This window comes from uncultured Thalassolituus sp. (assembly GCF_950066645.1).
Lineage (GTDB): Bacteria > Pseudomonadota > Gammaproteobacteria > Pseudomonadales > Oceanobacteraceae > Thalassolituus.
This window is the reverse complement of record NZ_CATMFB010000027.1, coordinates 1-17,468: the sequence shown is the minus strand read 5'-3', so window position 1 is coordinate 17,468 and position 17,468 is coordinate 1. Positions and strand designations below refer to the sequence as shown.

At 54.7% G+C, this 17,468-nt stretch carries 20 protein-coding genes; 13 read left to right on the top strand and 7 right to left on the bottom strand.

The features are described 5' to 3' along the window. Nucleotides 1-13 precede the first annotated feature (13 nt). Genes cobT through Q1L85_RS16470 form a run of 6 tightly spaced genes read left to right on the top strand, consistent with a single transcriptional unit; the run spans nt 14 to nt 5,353 of the window. On the top strand, nt 14-1,069 hold the full coding sequence (gene cobT, locus Q1L85_RS16495) for a nicotinate-nucleotide--dimethylbenzimidazole phosphoribosyltransferase (protein WP_300424736.1): 1,056 nt from the start codon (nt 14-16) through the stop codon (nt 1,067-1,069). Then, complete coding sequence (gene cobS, locus Q1L85_RS16490) at nt 1,069-1,851, top strand: adenosylcobinamide-GDP ribazoletransferase (protein ID WP_300424735.1); 783 nt, start codon at nt 1,069-1,071, stop codon at nt 1,849-1,851. The genes cobT and cobS overlap by 1 nt, the downstream gene beginning before the upstream one ends. Beyond that, nucleotides 1,848-2,378 (top strand): bifunctional adenosylcobinamide kinase/adenosylcobinamide-phosphate guanylyltransferase, encoded by a 531-nt coding sequence (gene cobU, locus Q1L85_RS16485; RefSeq protein ID WP_300424734.1) that lies wholly within the window; start codon nt 1,848-1,850, stop codon nt 2,376-2,378. The genes cobS and cobU overlap by 4 nt, the downstream gene beginning before the upstream one ends. Beyond that, nucleotides 2,375-3,874 (top strand): cobyric acid synthase, encoded by a 1,500-nt coding sequence (locus Q1L85_RS16480; RefSeq protein WP_300424733.1) that lies wholly within the window; start codon nt 2,375-2,377, stop codon nt 3,872-3,874. Before cobU ends, Q1L85_RS16480 begins: the two co-directional genes overlap by 4 nt. Nucleotides 3,875-3,902: 28 nt before the next feature. Further along, entirely contained in the window at nt 3,903-4,520 is a 618-nt protein-coding gene (gene cobO / locus Q1L85_RS16475; protein ID WP_300424731.1) for a cob(I)yrinic acid a,c-diamide adenosyltransferase, read from the top strand. Continuing rightward, on the top strand, nt 4,517-5,353 hold the full coding sequence (locus tag Q1L85_RS16470) for a cobalamin-binding protein (RefSeq protein ID WP_300424730.1): 837 nt from the start codon (nt 4,517-4,519) through the stop codon (nt 5,351-5,353). Before cobO ends, Q1L85_RS16470 begins: the two co-directional genes overlap by 4 nt. A 204-nt stretch (nt 5,354-5,557) precedes the next feature. On the opposite strand, the gene Q1L85_RS16465 is transcribed toward Q1L85_RS16470, so the two are convergent. Next, nucleotides 5,558-7,042, bottom strand: a complete 1,485-nt coding sequence (locus Q1L85_RS16465; RefSeq protein WP_300424729.1) for an ATP-binding protein — start codon at nt 7,040-7,042, stop codon at nt 5,558-5,560. Between the two features lie 96 nt (nt 7,043-7,138). Continuing rightward, nucleotides 7,139-7,879, bottom strand: a complete 741-nt coding sequence (locus Q1L85_RS16460; protein ID WP_300424727.1) for a response regulator — start codon at nt 7,877-7,879, stop codon at nt 7,139-7,141. 438 nt (nt 7,880-8,317) lie between these two features. On the opposite strand from Q1L85_RS16460, the gene nrdA reads away from it, so the two are divergent. Genes nrdA through bcp form a run of 4 tightly spaced genes read left to right on the top strand, consistent with a single transcriptional unit; the run spans nt 8,318 to nt 12,819 of the window. Next, the gene (gene nrdA, locus Q1L85_RS16455; RefSeq protein ID WP_300433599.1) at nt 8,318-10,591 is read left to right on the top strand and encodes a class 1a ribonucleoside-diphosphate reductase subunit alpha; all 2,274 of its coding nucleotides are present in this window, start codon (nt 8,318-8,320) and stop codon (nt 10,589-10,591) included. 56 nt (nt 10,592-10,647) lie between these two features. After that, nucleotides 10,648-11,778, top strand: a complete 1,131-nt coding sequence (gene nrdB / locus Q1L85_RS16450; protein WP_300424724.1) for a class Ia ribonucleoside-diphosphate reductase subunit beta — start codon at nt 10,648-10,650, stop codon at nt 11,776-11,778. After that, the gene (yfaE, locus tag Q1L85_RS16775) at nt 11,778-12,287 is read left to right on the top strand and encodes a class I ribonucleotide reductase maintenance protein YfaE (RefSeq protein ID WP_373915245.1); all 510 of its coding nucleotides are present in this window, start codon (nt 11,778-11,780) and stop codon (nt 12,285-12,287) included. The genes nrdB and yfaE overlap by 1 nt, the downstream gene beginning before the upstream one ends. A 58-nt stretch (nt 12,288-12,345) precedes the next feature. Continuing rightward, complete coding sequence (gene bcp / locus Q1L85_RS16440) at nt 12,346-12,819, top strand: thioredoxin-dependent thiol peroxidase (RefSeq protein ID WP_300424723.1); 474 nt, start codon at nt 12,346-12,348, stop codon at nt 12,817-12,819. On the opposite strand, the gene Q1L85_RS16435 is transcribed toward bcp, so the two are convergent. Further along, nucleotides 12,820-13,833 (bottom strand): AraC family transcriptional regulator, encoded by a 1,014-nt coding sequence (locus Q1L85_RS16435; protein ID WP_300424722.1) that lies wholly within the window; start codon nt 13,831-13,833, stop codon nt 12,820-12,822. It lies immediately after the preceding gene. Nucleotides 13,834-13,937: 104 nt separating this feature from the next. Here Q1L85_RS16435 and Q1L85_RS16430 point away from each other — a divergent pair, with 104 nt between their 5' ends. From Q1L85_RS16430 to Q1L85_RS16420, 3 genes are all read left to right on the top strand, one after another. Continuing rightward, the gene (locus tag Q1L85_RS16430; protein ID WP_300424720.1) at nt 13,938-14,411 is read left to right on the top strand and encodes a DUF962 domain-containing protein; all 474 of its coding nucleotides are present in this window, start codon (nt 13,938-13,940) and stop codon (nt 14,409-14,411) included. 108 nt (nt 14,412-14,519) lie between these two features. Next, entirely contained in the window at nt 14,520-14,870 is a 351-nt protein-coding gene (locus tag Q1L85_RS16425) for a hypothetical protein (RefSeq protein WP_300424718.1), read from the top strand. Between the two features lie 32 nt (nt 14,871-14,902). Then, nucleotides 14,903-15,280, top strand: coding sequence for an MAPEG family protein (locus tag Q1L85_RS16420; RefSeq protein ID WP_300424716.1), 378 nt, complete (start codon nt 14,903-14,905; stop codon nt 15,278-15,280). A 12-nt stretch (nt 15,281-15,292) separates the two neighbouring features. Here Q1L85_RS16420 and Q1L85_RS16415 read toward each other — a convergent pair whose 3' ends face one another. The 4 genes from Q1L85_RS16415 to Q1L85_RS16400 all read right to left on the bottom strand — a co-directional run. After that, nucleotides 15,293-15,550: a hypothetical protein gene (locus Q1L85_RS16415; RefSeq protein WP_300424715.1), complete on the bottom strand. Its 258-nt coding sequence runs from the start codon at nt 15,548-15,550 to the stop codon at nt 15,293-15,295. Between the two features lie 160 nt (nt 15,551-15,710). Then, the gene (locus Q1L85_RS16410) at nt 15,711-16,094 is read right to left on the bottom strand and encodes a DUF2802 domain-containing protein (protein WP_300424713.1); all 384 of its coding nucleotides are present in this window, start codon (nt 16,092-16,094) and stop codon (nt 15,711-15,713) included. A 9-nt stretch (nt 16,095-16,103) separates the two neighbouring features. Next, complete coding sequence (locus tag Q1L85_RS16405; RefSeq protein WP_300424712.1) at nt 16,104-16,583, bottom strand: chemotaxis protein CheW; 480 nt, start codon at nt 16,581-16,583, stop codon at nt 16,104-16,106. Between the two features lie 154 nt (nt 16,584-16,737). Further along, nucleotides 16,738-17,468 (bottom strand): chemotaxis protein CheW (locus Q1L85_RS16400; protein WP_300433598.1); only part of this gene is annotated, 731 nt, incomplete at its 5' end.

Below are 17,468 nucleotides of genomic sequence, written 5' to 3'. Positions count from 1 at the left end.
GTCCGGAGCCACTATGCAAGATCATTCCATTATCGCCATTCCGCCCGTCGACCGGGAGCCACAGTCCGGGATTCAGAACAGAATCGACCAGAAAACCAAACCTCCGGGAGCACTGGGTCAGCTGGAGCAGCTCGCGCTCCAGCTGGCACTGATTCATCGGAACCCCGCTCGCCTCAGTGTGAATGCCCCCGTCATGGCCGTGTTTGCGGCCGACCACGGCATCGCCCGTCACCCGGTGAGCATCGCCCCCCAGGCCGTCACCCGGCAGATGGTTCTTAACTTTCTCAGTGGCGGCGCAGCTGTTAACTGCTTCTGCCGTGCCAACAACATCCAACTGAAGGTTATAGATGCCGGAATTATTGATCCCGTAGAGAGTGATCACCCTGACTATATTTCTGCCCGTACCGGCGCAGGTACCCAGGATATATCGGAAGGCCCCGCAATGACCGAAGCACAGGCAGCCGACGCTCTGAATATGGGGATACGCTTTGGCCGCACCCTGTGCACACAGGGCCACGACCTGATTGCCTTCGGAGAAATGGGAATTGGTAATACCTCGTCGGCCTCCGCACTTCTTTCATTGCTTATGAAGCTGCCGCCAGAGAACACCGTCGGTGCCGGAACGGGCATCACGGCCGACCAGAAACACCTTAAAACAGACCTGATCAGAAAAACGCTGACCCGCATCAACGCCAGACACGCGTCCCCTTCGACCATGGAGATTCTGCAGGAAGCCGGTGGCTTTGAAATCGCGCAGATGGCCGGCGCAATGCTGGGTGCGGCAGAAGCCGAACGACCGCTGTTGATTGATGGTTTTATCGTCAGCGTCGCCGCATTGATTGCCACGCGCCTCGCCCCGGAATGCCGCGACTACATGATCTTTGCGCACCGTTCGGCTGAAGCCGGACACCAGCATGTGCTTGAAGCCCTGCAGGCAGAGGCACTGCTGGACCTTGGATTGCGCCTTGGAGAAGGCACAGGGGCCGCACTGGCGGTACCGCTCGTTAAGGCTGCCTGTGCTTTCTATAACGATATGGCGACTTTCGACAGCGCGGGAGTCACCGTCTGATGCATCCGATGATTCTGGCTGAAATGAATCTGCTCCGGCTGGCGGTCTCGTTTATGACGCGCCTGCCGGTCGGAAACCCCGATTACAGCCCGGAGAAAATGCATCGTGCGCTGCGATATTTCCCCGCAACGGGCTGGCTGCTGGCGTTGCTGCTTTGTGGCCTGACGGTCGTGGTATCGGCCATCGTGGGCGTAGAAACTGCCGTGGTCATTACTGTGATTGTCAGCCTGTTGCTGACAGGCGCACTGCACGAAGACGGATTGGCAGATACGTTTGACGGCTTCTATGGCGGACTTTCTTCTGAGCAGAAACTCACCATTATGAAAGACAGCCGGATAGGCACGTATGGAAGCGGCGCCTTATTTGGTGCGCTGGCTCTTAAAGTCACCCTGCTGCTGCAACTGGCAGACGCCGGCATTCTGTTGAGCGCCCTGATACTTGCCTACCCTCTGTCGCGGGCTATGGCGATTACCCATGGTCAGGATCTGCCGTACGTCACTGCACCGGGCAAAAGTAAAAGCGATCCCCTTGCCCGGCCTATGTCAGTCACCGACCTGACCGTCACCCTGCTTTCTGGTGCGGCGGCGCTTCTGCTCTTCCCTCTGTGGACCGCCGTTGCAGTGATCGCGTCTGTCGTGATCGCTCGGATGCTGTTGCGGCGCTGGATGAAAAAACACATCGGAGGATTTACCGGAGATTGCCTCGGTGCTGCGCAACAACTTCAGGAACTCCTGATCTATTTCGTGCTCGCGGCCAGCGTCTTAAGCGGAGGTTCACTGTGATTCACCTGATACTTGGCGGGGCACGCTCGGGCAAATCTTCATACGCACTGACATCTGCGGAACAATACATCGCTCCCAGAGAACTCAGGCCGGTGTTTATTGCAACTGCAACGGCCTCTGACGAAGAAATGCGCCTGCGTATTGCCCGCCACCAGCAGGAACGGGGCGACCACTGGCAACTCGAAGAAATTCCTCTCGCCCTCGCTGAGCGCATCACCAACGCCCTCCCCAATGAACTGCTGTTGATCGACTGCCTCACCTTATGGCTAAACAACCTCTTCTTTATGACACCGGATGACGACCCGGCTCAGGGCGTGGCCACTCTGAAAAGCGCACTGGACGGGTGTCAGGCAGACGTTGTTCTGATAGCCAATGAGGTTGGCCTCGGTGTGATCCCGATGGGCGACATCACTCGCCGCTATGTTGATCAGGCAGGCTGGATGAATCAGGCACTGGCCGCCATCGCCGACAAGGTCACTTTCGTCGCCGCTGGGCTGCCCATGACTCTGAAAGGTGAAAGCGCATGAACAACACCTTTCGCGCGGTCAACACGCTGATGGTTCAGGGCACCACCTCTGACGCCGGAAAAAGTCTGCTTGTCGCCGGCCTGTGTCGGGTACTGAATAACCGGGGCTTTCTGGTCGCGCCTTTCAAACCTCAGAACATGGCCTTAAACAGCGCGGTCACGCCAGAGGGCGGCGAAATTGGCCGAGCTCAGGCGTTGCAGGCCAAGGCCGCCCGGATACCGCCCCATACCGACATGAACCCGGTCCTGCTGAAGCCCTCCTCAGATACCGGGGCGCAGGTCGTCATTCATGGAAAAGCGGTCACAGACATGGAGGCTGCCGCCTACCATGACTACAAGACCACCGCGATGACAGCCGTGCTCGAAAGTCATCAGCGGCTTGCACAGAACTACCAACTGGTCGTTGTCGAAGGAGCGGGCAGTCCAGCGGAGATAAATCTACGCGACAGAGATATCGCCAATATGGGATTCGCCGAGGCGGTAGACTGCCCGGTCATTATCATCGCCGATATCGACCGCGGCGGTGTCTTTGCCCAACTGGTCGGAACCCTTGAGTTGCTCTCTCCTTCTGAGCAGGACCGTGTTGCCGGATTCGTTATTAATCGCTTCCGCGGGGATATCTCGCTGCTTCAACCCGGACTGGACTGGCTTGAGAAACGTACCGGCAAAAAGGTCATCGGTGTTCTTCCGTATCTCCACAATCTCAGCGCCGCCGCCGAAGATGCCATCGAAGTCCAACAGAAAACCAGTGACGATATCCGCCTGCGGGTCAGGGTGCCGGTATTCCCGCGGATAAGTAATCACACCGACTTCGACATGCTGCGGGAGCATCCACAAGTCGACCTGCAGTATGTTGCACCGGGGGACGCCATCGGTGCCTGCGATCTGATTATTCTGCCCGGCAGCAAAAACGTCCGCGCAGACCTGGAGGCACTGCGCCAGCACGGCTGGGACAGCCAGATCCGTCAGCATCTCCGCTACGGCGGAAAGGTGTTAGGGATCTGTGGTGGCTATCAGATGTTAGGTGAAACCATCGCCGATCCGGAAGGCATTGAAGACACTGCCGGGAGCAGCACCGGCCTGGGGTATCTGCCTGTCTCGACTGAGATGCACCGTCAGAAAGCTCTGATCAACAGCACAGGCACCCTGTCTTTTGCCGATTGCCCCGTCAGCGGCTACCAGATTCATGCGGGACGCAGCCAGCACACCCAGCCCGGTTACCAGCCGTTCTGCACCCTGTCGGATGGTACACAGGATGGCTGCATCAGCCAGGACAACCTGATCGCAGGAACCTATCTGCACGGTGTCTTCGATATGCCCGAAGCGCTTCAGGCCGTACTGCAGTGGGCAGGCGCAGATACCCGATTGATCAAACCCTGGGAGCAACAACAGGACGACGCCCTCGAACGGATTGCTCAGGCGTGTGAAGCACACCTGGACATTGAGTTTCTGCTCTCACTCACACACCCTATTCAGCACGCAGGCTCGCCAGCTTAGCGGAATTCATTATTGTGGATATACCAGCATGACAGACCAGAAAGACGAAAACGCCAGACTGAACGAAGAACACAAAATCCGCATGCAGAAAACGCAGGCAGAAGTACGCGAGCGGGTAAAAGCCGCCCAGGAAGAACGTGGAACGCTGATTGTGCTCACCGGAGATGGCAAAGGTAAATCAACTTCGGGGTTTGGCACAGTGGCGCGAGCGGTCGGTTACGACATGAGCACCGCAGTGGTTCAGTTTGTGAAAGGGACCTGGCCCTGCGGCGAACGCGACCTTCTGAAAAAGTTAGGCGTTCCGTTTCATGTCATGGGAACTGGTTTCACCTGGGATACACAGGACAGAGAAAAAGACATTGCAGCTGCCCGGGAAGCCTGGAAAACCTGTGCAGAGCATCTGCAGAACCCGGATCTGCATCTGCTGCTGATGGATGAGCTGACTTATATGCTCAACTACGGCTACCTGGATACCGACGAAGTACTGTCCGCCCTGCAGGCCCGCCCGGTAAACCAGACAGTCGTAATCACCGGTCGTGGAGCCCAGCAGTCACTGATCGATATCGCAGACACCGTGAGCGAAGTAAAGCCACTGAAGCACGCATTTGAAGCCGGAATCAAAGCGCGTAAGGGAGTAGACTGGTGAAGCTGCTCCGCCTCGCTGCCTCGCTTCTCTGTCTGGCTCTGGCCCCCCAGGGCATGGCGGCAGAAAACCAGAGCCCGCAGAAGATTATTGCGCTCGCTCCTCATCTGGTGGAGCTGCTTTACAGTATCGGCGCCGGTGATCAGATCATAGGGACAACCGACTACGCCGACTTTCCGGAGGCTGCGGAAGACATCCCCCGGGTAGGCTCATATGCCGGTCTTCAGGTCGAGAAAATTGTGGCGATGCAGCCCGATATGGTTCTCGCCTGGAAAACCGGCAATCCGGTCGCAGATCTGGAGCGCCTGAAAAAGCTTGGAGTCCCCGTCGTCTATTCGGACATCGTCACACTGGAAGATGTGGCCACCGAACTACGGCGCCTGGGCGGGCTCACAGGGCACAAAGACACTGCAGAGGCACTGGCAGACACCTACAGTGCCGACCTTCAGGCTCTGCGAAAAACCTATCAGGGTCGATCACCAGTCACCGTCTTCTACGAGTTATGGTCACGGCCACTGACCACCGTGGCCAGAACGGCCTGGCCGCAGCAGCAGCTGACCCTCTGCGGCGCCGTCAACCCATTCCGTCATCAGCCTCAGGATTATCCACAGATAAGCCTTGAGGACGTTCTGCTGAAAAACCCTGACGTGATCATTCAGCCCGACCATAACGGAAAAACGGACATCGACGGGATAAACTGGAAACGCTGGCCGCAGCTCAAAGCGATAAGCAATAACAGACTCATTCACCCGGATGCCGATATGGCTCACCGGATGACCCTGCGTGCACTGGATGCCACCCGGGTACTGTGCGAAGAAATAAATAAAGCGAGATAAAAAAAAGGCCTCCAATAAGGAGGCCCTCAAAGCGGCAACAGAGTGCCACTACATTCTCACCACGTCTCCAAAGGATACGTGCTTCTATAGTGCCTGCAGGCCACATTCTGATCTGTTGTCTATCCGTGTATGTTTGTAACACTATGTAAAAAGTGCATTCCACCAGGACAACTAATGAACGCAAACTGTCCTTCCCGAACACCCTCAGTCGGTGTGAATCCTTGGCCAGATCAGGCTGAATCGCGCACCACCAAATTCCGGGCTGCGGTCGACCTTAGCGCGGCCGCTGTGCCAGTACATAATCCGACGCACAATTGAGAGGCCCAGGCCGTAGCCACCTGAAGCGCGGGTACGACTGTCATCAAGGCGGGCAAACGCACTGAACACCCGATCCCAGTCTTCCTCAGGAATACCCGGGCCATCGTCTTCAACATCCACACGGCAGATATCGTCGGCAACACTGCAGGTGACCTTGACCCGGCTACGGGCATAACGACCTGCGTTCCCGACCAGATTCTGGATCGCCCGGTGAACGTAACGAGGCTCCACCTCTGAGAACGGAAAGTTATCCGGGTCTGCACCTTCATAGGTAACCGTCACATGCGCAGGTGGTCGGGCTTCGCCGACAACCTGCTCGGCGACTTCCGCCACGTTCACTTTCTGGAAATCAAGAATCGGCCCGCCTTCTTCCAGACGTGCATAAGTCAGAATTTCATCGATCAGTTCGTCCAGTTCCTGAATATCCGCATCCATGCCCGCCAGCTGCTTGGAGACAAACGGATCGTCCATCACAGAATCTTCAATAATCTGTGCCCCGAACCGTATGCGGGCCACCGGAGTACGCAATTCATGAGAGACAGCACGGACCATTTCGCGCTGGATAGAAATCAGACGTTGTATGTGCTCCGCCATCTTGTTGAACGAGCGTCCCAGGCGTCCTACCGGGTCGTCACCAGAGCTGTTCACCCGCGCATTCAGATGCCCCTGAGACAGGCGACTGGTTGCCTGCTCCAGCTTGCGCAACCGGGTCTCAAAGGTATTCACTACCCAATACACCCCAAGGCCGATCAGCAGAACACCTATTGTGACGATGACGAAAATGGCCCGGAACGAATACGGGTTAAACTCATCAATCGGACCCAGCTTCAATGCCAGTGGTTGTCCGGGAATCTTCGCCAGCGCTTCAGCACGGCTGCCTTCGATGGATATTCGCACCAGCACATCGCCGTACTGCATCCGGGCGAAATCTGCATCAGAGAGCAACAACTCATTAATTCTGACCACCCCCAGCGGAAAACCGAACTTAGGGCGGACTTTTTCGAGAAATGTATCCAGCGACATGCCACTCTGCTGCCAGTCTTCCAGCAGCAGGCTGGCGGTTGCCTGCGCCTGAACTTCGGTCACGGTATTCAGATTAACCGACAACCATCCACCGTCGGGCATCTGCGATTCCATAAAGGCGGTACGCCCATCGGCAGAGGTCGAGATCATCACCTGACCGCGCTCAAGGCGGCTGCGCACGTATTCATCCTCAGGCGCTTCTGCGGGCGGGCGAATATAAATATCCGCGTCAAAGCGGGCGGAGAGTTCTGCGATCGCTTCCGGATCGCGTGCGAGGCGGTGAGAAATCAGGTAGAGACTGCCCCGGGCAATCTCTTCATTGAACTGAGCCGAGCGAACCAGGTTCACCAGCTGTAACGCTGCAATACACAGCAACGCTACAGCAAACAGTGCCCCGAGAAGCCCGAAGTAGACCCGGATAAAAATGGCCGTTCACTCCCTGAATCAGATTTCTTTAACGAACAGATAGCCCTTACTGCGTACCGTCTTGATGCGTTTCGGGTTCATCGGATCGTCACCTACTTTCGGACGGATACGGGACACACGAACGTCGATTGAGCGGTCCTGGCCATCGTATTCTATGCCGCGCAGCTGATTAAAAATTTCTTCCCGGGTGAGCACACGTCCGGCATTACTGCTGAGCAGCCAGAGAAGATCAAACTCTGCACTGGTGAGATCGATGCTCTCCCCCGCCAGCCAGGCTTCGCGCATGGAGCTGTCGACTACGAGGTTGCCGAACGTCAGGCGCGATGACGAACTGACTTCCTGCTCCACTTCTTCCGGCGCATCGGTGACCCGGCGCAGCAACGCCCGGATACGCGCCAGCAGTACACGAGGACGAACAGGCTTGGCGACATAATCATCAGCCCCCATCTCCAGTCCGAGCACCTGATCCAGGTCTTCTGTACGGGCCGTCAGCATCAGAATCGGCCCTTTGTAATACGGGCGTACGATGCGGCAGACCGCCAGACCATCCTCTCCCGGCAGCATCAGATCGAGTACGACCAGATCCGGCTGCTCCGATTTAATCCGCTCAATGGCGCGGCTACCGTCGCCTTCTACGGATACTTTAAGTCCGTTGCTTTCCAGATAGTCTTTTGTCAGTGCCGCCAGACGTTCGTCGTCTTCGACTATCAGGATGCGCCAATTTTCTTCAGGGTTCTGACCGCTCTCTTGCTTTAACATGCAGAAGTACCATTCCTTACAATCAATACCCAAACCGGGCCGGGAAGCCGGGTAAACCAGACTTCATTCTTTCACTTACCTTAACTCTAGACGCTGTTACGCTTTGTTGCACAGTAACCGTTCACATTGTTGCTGTCAGGTACAAAAAAGTCTGTCTGGGATCTGTAACTCAGGCGCCATCTGGGCTGGTAATGGATACCCACTTTGAGTCCACCAGATAGCCACAGGTTATCCACAAGACGCTTGACGACAACACACTATATGTAGGGTTGAATTCGCCCCGACACCGCATTATCTTGTGGGCAAAGTAAAACTCACGATACGTCAGGTACTTAGGACGAGTCCTACCCGAAATAAGGGAAAATCGTCAAGTTCTTTTCTACTGACGCAATCAGGGACCGATGGAGTAGTTTTCCCTTGAATACAGGCACAAACGACATGAACAGCACCCTAAAAGTCTCAAAACGGGATGGTTCGCTGGAACCGCTTGATCTCGACAAAATCCACAAAGTTGTGGAATGGGCAGCAGAAGGGTTAGATCATGTCTCGGTCTCTGAGGTCGAACTGCGCGCGCACCTGCAGTTCTTTGATGGTATCCAGACCTCTGAAATCCACGAAACTCTGATCAAATCCGCTGCAGACCTTATTTCCGAAGATGCTCCGGATTACCAGTACCTGGCAGCCCGGCTGAATATCTTTCATCTGCGCAAAAAAGCGTACGGCCGCTTCGAGCCACCTGCGCTGTTTGAACACGTCAGCCGCATGGTCGAAGACGAGCGTTATGACCGCCACCTGCTGGAAGACTACACGCGCGAAGAATTCGAAGCGATGGATGCCTTCATCGATCACTCACGGGACATGAACTTCAGCTACGCCGCAGTAAAACAGCTGGAAGGTAAGTATCTGGTTCAGAACCGCGTGAGCGGCAAGGTATACGAGAGCGCTCAGTTTCTGTATGTCCTGATTGCTGCCTGTCTGTTTGCGTCCTATGACAAAGAACGTCGTCTGGATTACGTGAAGCGTTTCTACGATGCCGTCTCAACCTTCAAACTGTCACTGCCAACACCGATCATGGCCGGTGTGCGTACACCGACCCGTCAGTTCAGCTCCTGCGTACTGATCGAAGCCGGCGACAGTCTGGATTCAATCAATGCTACCGCGGGCGCCATCGTTAAATACGTATCTCAGCGTGCGGGTATTGGTATCAATGGCGGTCGTATCCGCGCACTGGGCAGCCCTATCCGTGGCGGCGAAGCCTATCACACTGGCTGTATCCCGTTTTACAAGCACTTCCAGACGGCGGTTAAGTCCTGTTCTCAGGGCGGCGTACGCGGTGGTGCTGCGACCCTCTTCTACCCGATCTGGCATTACGAAGTTGAAAACCTGCTGGTGCTGAAAAACAACCGTGGGGTTGAGGAAAACCGTGTTCGCCACCTCGACTACGGTGTGCAGATCAACAAACTGATGTACGAGCGCATGATTAAGAACGGCAGTATCACGCTGTTCTCTCCAAGTGACGTACCCGGCCTCTACGATGCCTTCTTCGAAGATCAGGAACTGTTTGAGCAGCTCTATGTGAAGTACGAAGCTGACGAAAGCATCCGTAAGAAAGTAATGAAAGCTGTCGACCTGTTCTCGATGATGATGCAGGAACGTGCCAGCACGGGCCGTATCTACATTCAGAACGTCGACCACTGTAATACTCACAGCCCGTTCAACCCGAAAAAAGCGCCTGTGCGCCAGTCTAACCTGTGTCTTGAGATTGCCCTGCCAACCAAGCCACTGAAAGAGATCAATGATCCGGATGGTGAGATTGCGCTGTGTACTCTGGCCGCGTTCAACCTGGGTAAAGTTGAGAACCTCGACGAACTGGAAGAATTGTCTGATCTTATCGTACGCGCTCTCGACAGCCTGCTCAGCTACCAGGACTACCCGGTACCTGCTGCTCAGCGCGCCAGTCTGGCCCGTCGTACTCTGGGTGTTGGTGTCATCAACTACGCCTACTATCTTGCGAAAAACGGCGTGAAGTATTCAGACGGCAGTGCCAATGGCCTGACACATCGCGCGTTTGAAGCGATTCAGTACTGGTTGCTGAAAGCGTCCAACAACTTGGCGAAAGAACAGGGAGCCTGTGACGCATTCAGCGATACGACCTACGCTCAGGGCCTGCTGCCGATCGACACGTACAAAAAAGACGTTGATAAGTTCTGCAGTGAGCCGCTGCACTATGACTGGGAAACTCTGCGCAAAGACATTCTGGAGCACGGCCTGCGTAACTCTACGCTGACGGCGCTGATGCCATCCGAAACGTCTTCTCAGATCAGTAACGCGACCAATGGCATTGAGCCTCCACGTGGTTATATCAGCGTAAAACAGAGCAAAGACGGTATTCTAAAGCAGGTCGTGCCTGATTTTGAAAACCTCAAAGAGAACTACGAGCTGCTGTGGAAAATCCCTGGCAACCAGGGCTACCTCGAGCTGGTTGGTATCATGCAGAAGTTTGTTGACCAGGCAATCTCTGCCAATACGAACTATGACCCTTCCCGCTTCCCGGGCGGCAAGGTGCCGATGCAGCAGCTGCTGAAAGACCTGCTGACGGCGTACCGCAATGGCGTGAAGACTCTGTACTACCACAACACCCGTGATGGTATGGAAGATCCGCAGAAAGAAGCAGCAGAAGATGACTGTGCCGGCGGCGCGTGCAAAATCTGATTTTTTTGATTTACCCGGCCGCTTCGGCGGCCCGCTTTTTGAGAATGATCTGAGGTATGGCCTACACCACCTTTAACCGTAACGACTTCGATACTTTTGCACAGCCAATGTTTTTTGGTGAGCCGGTTAACGTTGCCCGTTACGACCAGCAGAAGCACAAAATTTTTGAGAACCTGATCGAGAAGCAGCTCTCCTTTTTCTGGCGTCCGGAAGAAGTTGACCTGACCAACGACCGCAAAGATTTTATTGATCTGCCGGAACACGAAAAACACATCTTTGTTTCCAATCTGAAGTATCAGACGCTGCTGGATTCTGTTCAGGGACGCTCACCGAACGTGGCTCTGCTGCCCGTTGTCTCTCTGCCAGAGCTGGAAACCTGGATTGAAACCTGGTCGTTCAGTGAAACCATTCACAGCCGCTCTTATACTCATATCGTGCGTAATATCGTGCCAAACCCTGCCGTGGTTTTTGACGATATCACTAAAAACGAGCACATCGTGCGCCGCGCGATTTCGGTCACCGAGTATTACGACAGTTTTATTCACCTGGCTAACTATTACACTCAGCTGGGTGAAGGTACCCACACCATTAATGGTGAAACCGTTGAAGTCACCCTGCGTGAACTGAAGCGTCGTATGTACCTGATGCTGGTGTCGGTAAACGTACTTGAAGCCATCCGCTTCTATGTGAGTTTTGCCTGTTCTTTCGCATTTGCCGAGCGGGCAAAAATGGAAGGCAACGCCAAGATCATTAAACTGATTGCCCGTGATGAGGCCCTGCACCTGACCGGCACTCAGCACATGCTGCAGATCATGGCCCGTGGAAAAGACGACCCGGATTTCGCAGTGATCGCCGAAGAATGCCGCGATGATGTGGTGCGTATTTTCCGCGAAGCCGCAGAGCAGGAAAAAGGCTGGGCAGAATATCTGTTTAAAGACGGTTCGATGATCGGCCTGAACAAAGACATTCTGTGCAAGTACGTTGAGTACATTACCAACCAGCGTATTGGTGCACTTGGTTTTGACCCTGTCTTTGAATCACGCAACAACCCGCTGCCATGGATCAATGCGTGGCTCAACAGCGACAACGTACAGGTCGCCCCTCAGGAGGCTGAAATCAGCTCTTACCTCGTGGGTGCAATCGACAGTGAAGTGGACACCGCTGACTTCGGTGATTTCGATCTCTGATGCCTGGTGCCGGAAAGACGCCCCGCGTGGGGCGTCGTCGCTGGGTTAAGCCCAAAACCATCTATTCTCCAGCGCAGACGGAACTGGATCTGCCGGATACCAACCACACCCAGATCACTTTCGATTTTGGTGATGATGTTCCCTCTCGCCCCCTCCGTACAAAGCCTGTCAGCGAAGACGTTGAACAGGGCGATCTGTTTGGCTTTATGGCCGAAAGCCCCGAGCCTACCCCACAGATCGAATTTGACGGTATGCAGAAACCCGTCTTTGAGGTGCAGTTCAGCGACGGAAGAACAGCCCGCTTCCAGCACGCCAACACGCTGCTTGAATCACTGGAGTCCCAGGACATTCACATCGAGTACCAGTGCCGGGAAGGATATTGCGGCAGTTGCCGAACACGCCTGCTTGAAGGTGAAGTGCACTACATCGAAGAGCCCATGGCCTGGATAGATGACGATGAAATTCTACCCTGCTGCTGTATTCCGAAATCTCCGCTGCACTTGCAATAACGCAGGCGCCTCGGTAGCCTTGGCTCATTCTTATACAACATCTGTACAGAGGTAAGTTATGGCCCTCAACCTGCCAGCCATTGGTCAGCCAGCTCCAGATTTCACGGCGCTGAACCAGAAAGAAGAAGAAGTCACCCTGAGCCAGTTAAAAGGCAAGAAGGTCGTTCTTTATTTCTATCCGAAAGCCATGACACCCGGCTGTACCGTGCAGGCCTGCGGTCTGCGGGACACACAGGCAGAACTGAACAAACGTAACGTCGTGGTTCTGGGACTGAGCCCCGATGCTCCGAAACGTCTGCAGAAGTTTATCGACCGGGATGAACTGAATTTCGACCTGTTGTCCGACGAAGACCATGCCATTGCCGAACTCTACGGAGTCTGGGACATGAAGAAGTTTATGGGTCGTGAATTTATGGGCGTTCACCGTCTGACCTTTATCGTCGATGAAGAAGGCACTCTGGTGCACATCATGGAAAAAGTGAAAACCAAGTCTCACCACGACGATCTGCTGGCGGTACTGGACGCGCTCTGATTACTGCTTCTGTCGGTACTGCAGGGGACTCATCCCCTGCCAGCGCCGGAACGCCTTGGAAAACGCACTGCTGTCGGCAAACCCCAGCAATTCGCTGATATCGGCCAGGGGTAAGCGGGTAAAAGATAACAGCTGTGTCGCACGCCGCTCACGCTCTGTTTCCAGAAGTTGCTGGAAGCTGGTGCCCGCCTCCGCCAGCCGACGTTGCAGGGTACTGCTACTCATATTCAGTTTCGCTGCTATTTCTTCCCGATCGGTCGCCAGATGAACCGCTTCCTGAAGGCTTCGCTCCACCCGGATACGAACCGCCGGCTGCTGCACACGTTCCATTTGCTCTTCGAGCATACGGCGATGCATCTGCGCCAGCACAGGATCGCCTCCGGGTAACGGTCTGCGGAACCAGCCTGACTCGTATACCAGTGCATGGCAGGAGGCCCCGAACTCCGGCAGGCAACCGTATGCCCGAGTGTATTCTTCCTTCGCGTCTTCCTGTACCTCAAACCCGAGTAACACCCTGGCCGGTGGCACCGAACGGCAATACAACCATTCGCCAAAACGCTTCAACAAGAGTAAAACGGCGTCGATCTGATGGCGACTGAACCCGTCACTTGCGGGGTTATACATCAGTGTGATTAACCCCTCTTTCTCCTCAAGTGCAAATGAACCTCCCTCACTGATCACCGCAGAATAACGACCGGCCATTGCCAGAGCATCCAGCAGACAACGGCTGTGCATCAGGTTCATTGCCAGCAAAGGAAAATGTAAGGGCGTCAGATACTCGCTCAACTTCAGTCCCAGAGACCCTTCACAGGCCTGCGCGGCCGCCTGCCAGAGCTTTAGCGTCCGCGTCAGATCGATACGTGCATCAGCGACCTGAAGCTCCTGAGCGCGAATGCCCGCTGTTGCCAACAGCGCATGACTGTCCAGCCCTAATCCGGCAAATCCCTGCAAAAGAACCTGCAACCAGTGAGCAGAGACCCGAAGTTGATCGTTTTCCTGATGATTCATCGTCATATTGAGTTACTGAAACCATTGACTGACCTTCAGAAACAAGAATCCTGCCGGCCACTGCATTAGACTTAACAGGCTAAAGATAACAACTACAAACGGAGCCCGCTATGAACCGTAAGACTGCTGACGAATGGTTTGAAGAATATGGAGAGAGCCACCGTAATCCCGTGAACAAACTGATTCACTGGGTTTGTGTTCCCCTGATCTATCTGGTTGTGTTCGGATTACTCTGGGAGCTTCCACAACCGCAGTGGCTGGCAGATATTCCGGTACTCAACTGGGGCATACTCACCACCCTTCCGGTCATGCTGTTTTATTATCGCCTGTCACCTGCACTGGCAAAAGGATTAGGCCTGTTTACGCTTGCCTGCCTGCTGTTTCTGCTGGCTTACGAATCTCTGTGGGAAACTCCGCTCTGGATCAGCTGTATCGTCGGCTTTGTCATTCTCTGGATCGGACAGTTTATCGGACACCACATCGAAGGGAAAAAACCCTCCTTTTTCAAAGACATCCAGTTTCTCCTGATTGGTCCCGCCTGGCTGATGGGGTTCATATACCGGACATTTAATATCCGCTACTGAAGCTGTCTAACCTGTCCTGAAGCCTCTGGGTCGCTCAGGCCCATTGGCGTCAAATACGCCATCCGCTATTGTCTGGCAACCTGTAACCTATATTTATGGAGTTGGACAATGATCAGCCTGGAAGGCTGCAAAGGCTTCTCGACACTTCAGACCACAGCTGGATTGCTGCTGGCAGCGGTGTTCACCGGTTCTGCTCTGAATTATCTCCCCGGTATCCTTGACGATGCTGACCGGGAAATTACCCGCCATGCCGCATCCTCAGAGGCCATGCATCAGGCGGTATGGAATGCGTGGCAACACACAGCAGCCCGAGCTTCCGAGAACGAGCCCCTCACACCACTCCGGTATGGCTTCGCTGCCGAAGGTGACCTTGTGCAATCGCCATTAGGCGGTTACTGTTTTGCTCCCTCAGATCCGCTCAACACACTGGATCTGTGTCAGAGTCTGACATCGGAATAAACCGGTCAGACCATAATAATCCAGGAGCTATCATGACTACTGCATACCTGTGTGTGCTGGCGGCAGCGCTGATGCCGTATGTATTTACCAGCCTCGCCAAATTCGGTGGCGGCCGACGCTACAACAACTACTCTCCGCGTGAGTTTCTCGACAAACAGGAAGGCTACCAGAAGCGCGCTCACTGGGCTCAGCTGAACAGCTTTGAAGCATTTCCTGCGTTTGCTGCGGCCGTGATCATTGCTCACCTCACAGGTGCAGAGCAGAGCTACGTCGATACCCTGGCACTGGCCTTTATCGGTATACGGGTGGTGTATGGTGTGATGTACATCGGCAATTTCGCCGCTCTGCGCAGCGTTGTCTGGGCAGCTGGGGTTGGCTGTACCGTAGCACTCTTTCTGGCAGGCGCCTGATACCTGCCGGGGTCACACGGGGACCGTGTGGCCCTTCAGCTTGTAGCAATAGGAAGGATTGCAGTAAATCAGGATCTCACGCCCTTTGTCCGGCGTCTGAATCATGTAGATATCATTGAAACCCGGGGAGTGCTCGGAAAACATGGTATTGATCAACAACTGCGCATGACCTGCGTCAGCAAGCATTCTGTCTTCTGACTGCGGCGCCATATCTCCTGAAGTCATATTCAGCAAGACGGTCGCCAGACCCAACAGACTCCAAAGTTTCATACAGGCACCTCCACGTTCTTAACTTCAGTATAGGAAAGGCTGGGAGTAACTCTGGTGGAACTGTGTAGTATTTCGTTACCGGATCACAAAGACAGAAAATAACGCGTAAGAAGTGTGAAGTAAGTGACAGATTCAGTACGTCACTTACCTCATTCAGGAATCAGGCGTTGGCCGGGCGCTTCATCGAAACGAGTAGCTCAGCTTCAGCCCGGGCAACTCCCAGACTGTCAATCAGATCACTGGCGCTGGCGCCCATACCGACCAGTCGTGAGGCCTGCTCGTAGCGCGCATCATCGGGTGCTGTGCGTCCGACCTGACGCTCCGTCTGCGCGGAGCGTGCCTCAACCTGTTTGATACGTCGGCCCAGTCCAATCGTGCTCTTGCTCATGGCGCCATAACCCTGCTCCATCGCATCAATGCGCGCAGCCAGGCGTTCAGCATCTGCAGCCTGCTGCCGACGCAGGGCAAATACGAAAAGAGCCACACCCGAAAGCATGACCATATTGCCAATCAACAACCAGTGGACCAACGAAAGAGTGTTCATGTCAGACTCCTACAAACCCTGAAGTTCTGACCACTCCTCATCTGTCATCAGTTTCTCAAGGTCGACCAGAATCAGCAGCTCGTCATTCTTATGACATACGCCCTGAATAAACTTGGCACTTTCCTCGTTTCCGACATTCGGAGTGGTCTCAATTTCGGACTGCCGCAGATAAACCACTTCAGCCACTGCATCAACGAGGATTCCCACGACCTGATTTTCCGCTTCGATAATCACGATACGGGTCTGGTCATTCGTGTCAGCGGTCGGCAGGCCGAAACGCAGACGCGTATCGATTACCGTGACGACGTTGCCACGCAGGTTAATAATGCCCAGCACGTAGACCGGAGCCCCCGGCACTGGTGCGATCTCGGTATAACGCAGTACTTCCTGAACCTGCATTACGTTAATACCGTAGGTTTCATTTTCGAGACGGAAAGTGACCCATTGAAGGACCGGATCTTCCACGCTCTTCCCGGCAATCGCTGACATAAAACATCCTCGCTAAGAAAGGCCAATGTCCGACTGTGTCAAAAAACATTGCGGACCTTCCTTAACTATAGATCAGAGCACAAAGTGTACCAGTTGAATTTCAAGGAAATTTTCATGCCAGCCAGAACGGTCAGCAGTATGGAGGAAATGCCCGTCAGGACGCCTTTCTCTGGCTGTCAGCAAGCTCAATAAGCCCGGGGACATCCAGCAAGGCACACATTTCTGAGATGACAGTACCTGCCAGCCAGGGACGTTTACTCAGGTCACCGCGCCATTTAATTGACTCACTCACCAAGGTCACCGTATCGCAGATTTCCTGACACGCCAGCGCCCAGGGCGCATTGTCCAGCTGAATCAGGTATTCATAGCCTTCGTCGGCCAGTGATACTCCCCGCTCGGGCATGATCAGCTGCGCACTGTCGATCACCGTCATTTTTTCACCATCGGCCTGCCAGACACCAAGAGACCAGTTTGCCTGGCCAAATAAGGGCGTGACTTTTCCCTCGACCGGATACACGCCTCCCAGCAATGGCAGGGGTATCGCCAGTTTCAGTCCTGCGACTTTGAAAATAAGGCACTCGACTCCCTGACTGGAAGCCCAGTTCAGCGCACGGGTCTCCGTCCGGAGTCCCGCGTCTCTCTCACTCTCCACCATCTGACGAACAGCATGCCCGGCAAGCAGATCCGTCGACGGAACGACCAGAGAGGCTTCCTGCACAACAACCGGCATGGGGGCGGCAGGTTCTTCGGGAATGTCCCAGCCCTGAAGCTCACCATCGACGATCAGTGTGCCCCTATCCGCCTCTGGCTCAGGCTCAGGCTCAGGCTCAGGCTCAGGCTCAGGCTCAGGCTCAGGCTCAGGCTCAGGCTCAGGCTCAGGCTCAG

Coding starts and splice junctions, on each gene's coding strand:
- cobT (WP_300424736.1), top strand. CDS start 14: ATGCAAGATCATTCCATTATCGCCATTCCGCCCGTCGACCGGGAGCCA.
- cobS (WP_300424735.1), top strand. CDS start 1,069: ATGCATCCGATGATTCTGGCTGAAATGAATCTGCTCCGGCTGGCGGTC.
- Q1L85_RS16480 (WP_300424733.1), top strand. CDS start 2,375: ATGAACAACACCTTTCGCGCGGTCAACACGCTGATGGTTCAGGGCACC.
- cobO (WP_300424731.1), top strand. CDS start 3,903: ATGACAGACCAGAAAGACGAAAACGCCAGACTGAACGAAGAACACAAA.
- Q1L85_RS16460 (WP_300424727.1), bottom strand. CDS start 7,879: ATGTTAAAGCAAGAGAGCGGTCAGAACCCTGAAGAAAATTGGCGCATC.
- nrdA (WP_300433599.1), top strand. CDS start 8,318: ATGAACAGCACCCTAAAAGTCTCAAAACGGGATGGTTCGCTGGAACCG.
- nrdB (WP_300424724.1), top strand. CDS start 10,648: ATGGCCTACACCACCTTTAACCGTAACGACTTCGATACTTTTGCACAG.
- yfaE (WP_373915245.1), top strand. CDS start 11,778: ATGCCTGGTGCCGGAAAGACGCCCCGCGTGGGGCGTCGTCGCTGGGTT.
- bcp (WP_300424723.1), top strand. CDS start 12,346: ATGGCCCTCAACCTGCCAGCCATTGGTCAGCCAGCTCCAGATTTCACG.
- Q1L85_RS16435 (WP_300424722.1), bottom strand. CDS start 13,833: ATGACGATGAATCATCAGGAAAACGATCAACTTCGGGTCTCTGCTCAC.
- Q1L85_RS16430 (WP_300424720.1), top strand. CDS start 13,938: ATGAACCGTAAGACTGCTGACGAATGGTTTGAAGAATATGGAGAGAGC.
- Q1L85_RS16425 (WP_300424718.1), top strand. CDS start 14,520: ATGATCAGCCTGGAAGGCTGCAAAGGCTTCTCGACACTTCAGACCACA.
- Q1L85_RS16420 (WP_300424716.1), top strand. CDS start 14,903: ATGACTACTGCATACCTGTGTGTGCTGGCGGCAGCGCTGATGCCGTAT.
- Q1L85_RS16415 (WP_300424715.1), bottom strand. CDS start 15,550: ATGAAACTTTGGAGTCTGTTGGGTCTGGCGACCGTCTTGCTGAATATG.
- Q1L85_RS16410 (WP_300424713.1), bottom strand. CDS start 16,094: ATGAACACTCTTTCGTTGGTCCACTGGTTGTTGATTGGCAATATGGTC.
- Q1L85_RS16405 (WP_300424712.1), bottom strand. CDS start 16,583: ATGTCAGCGATTGCCGGGAAGAGCGTGGAAGATCCGGTCCTTCAATGG.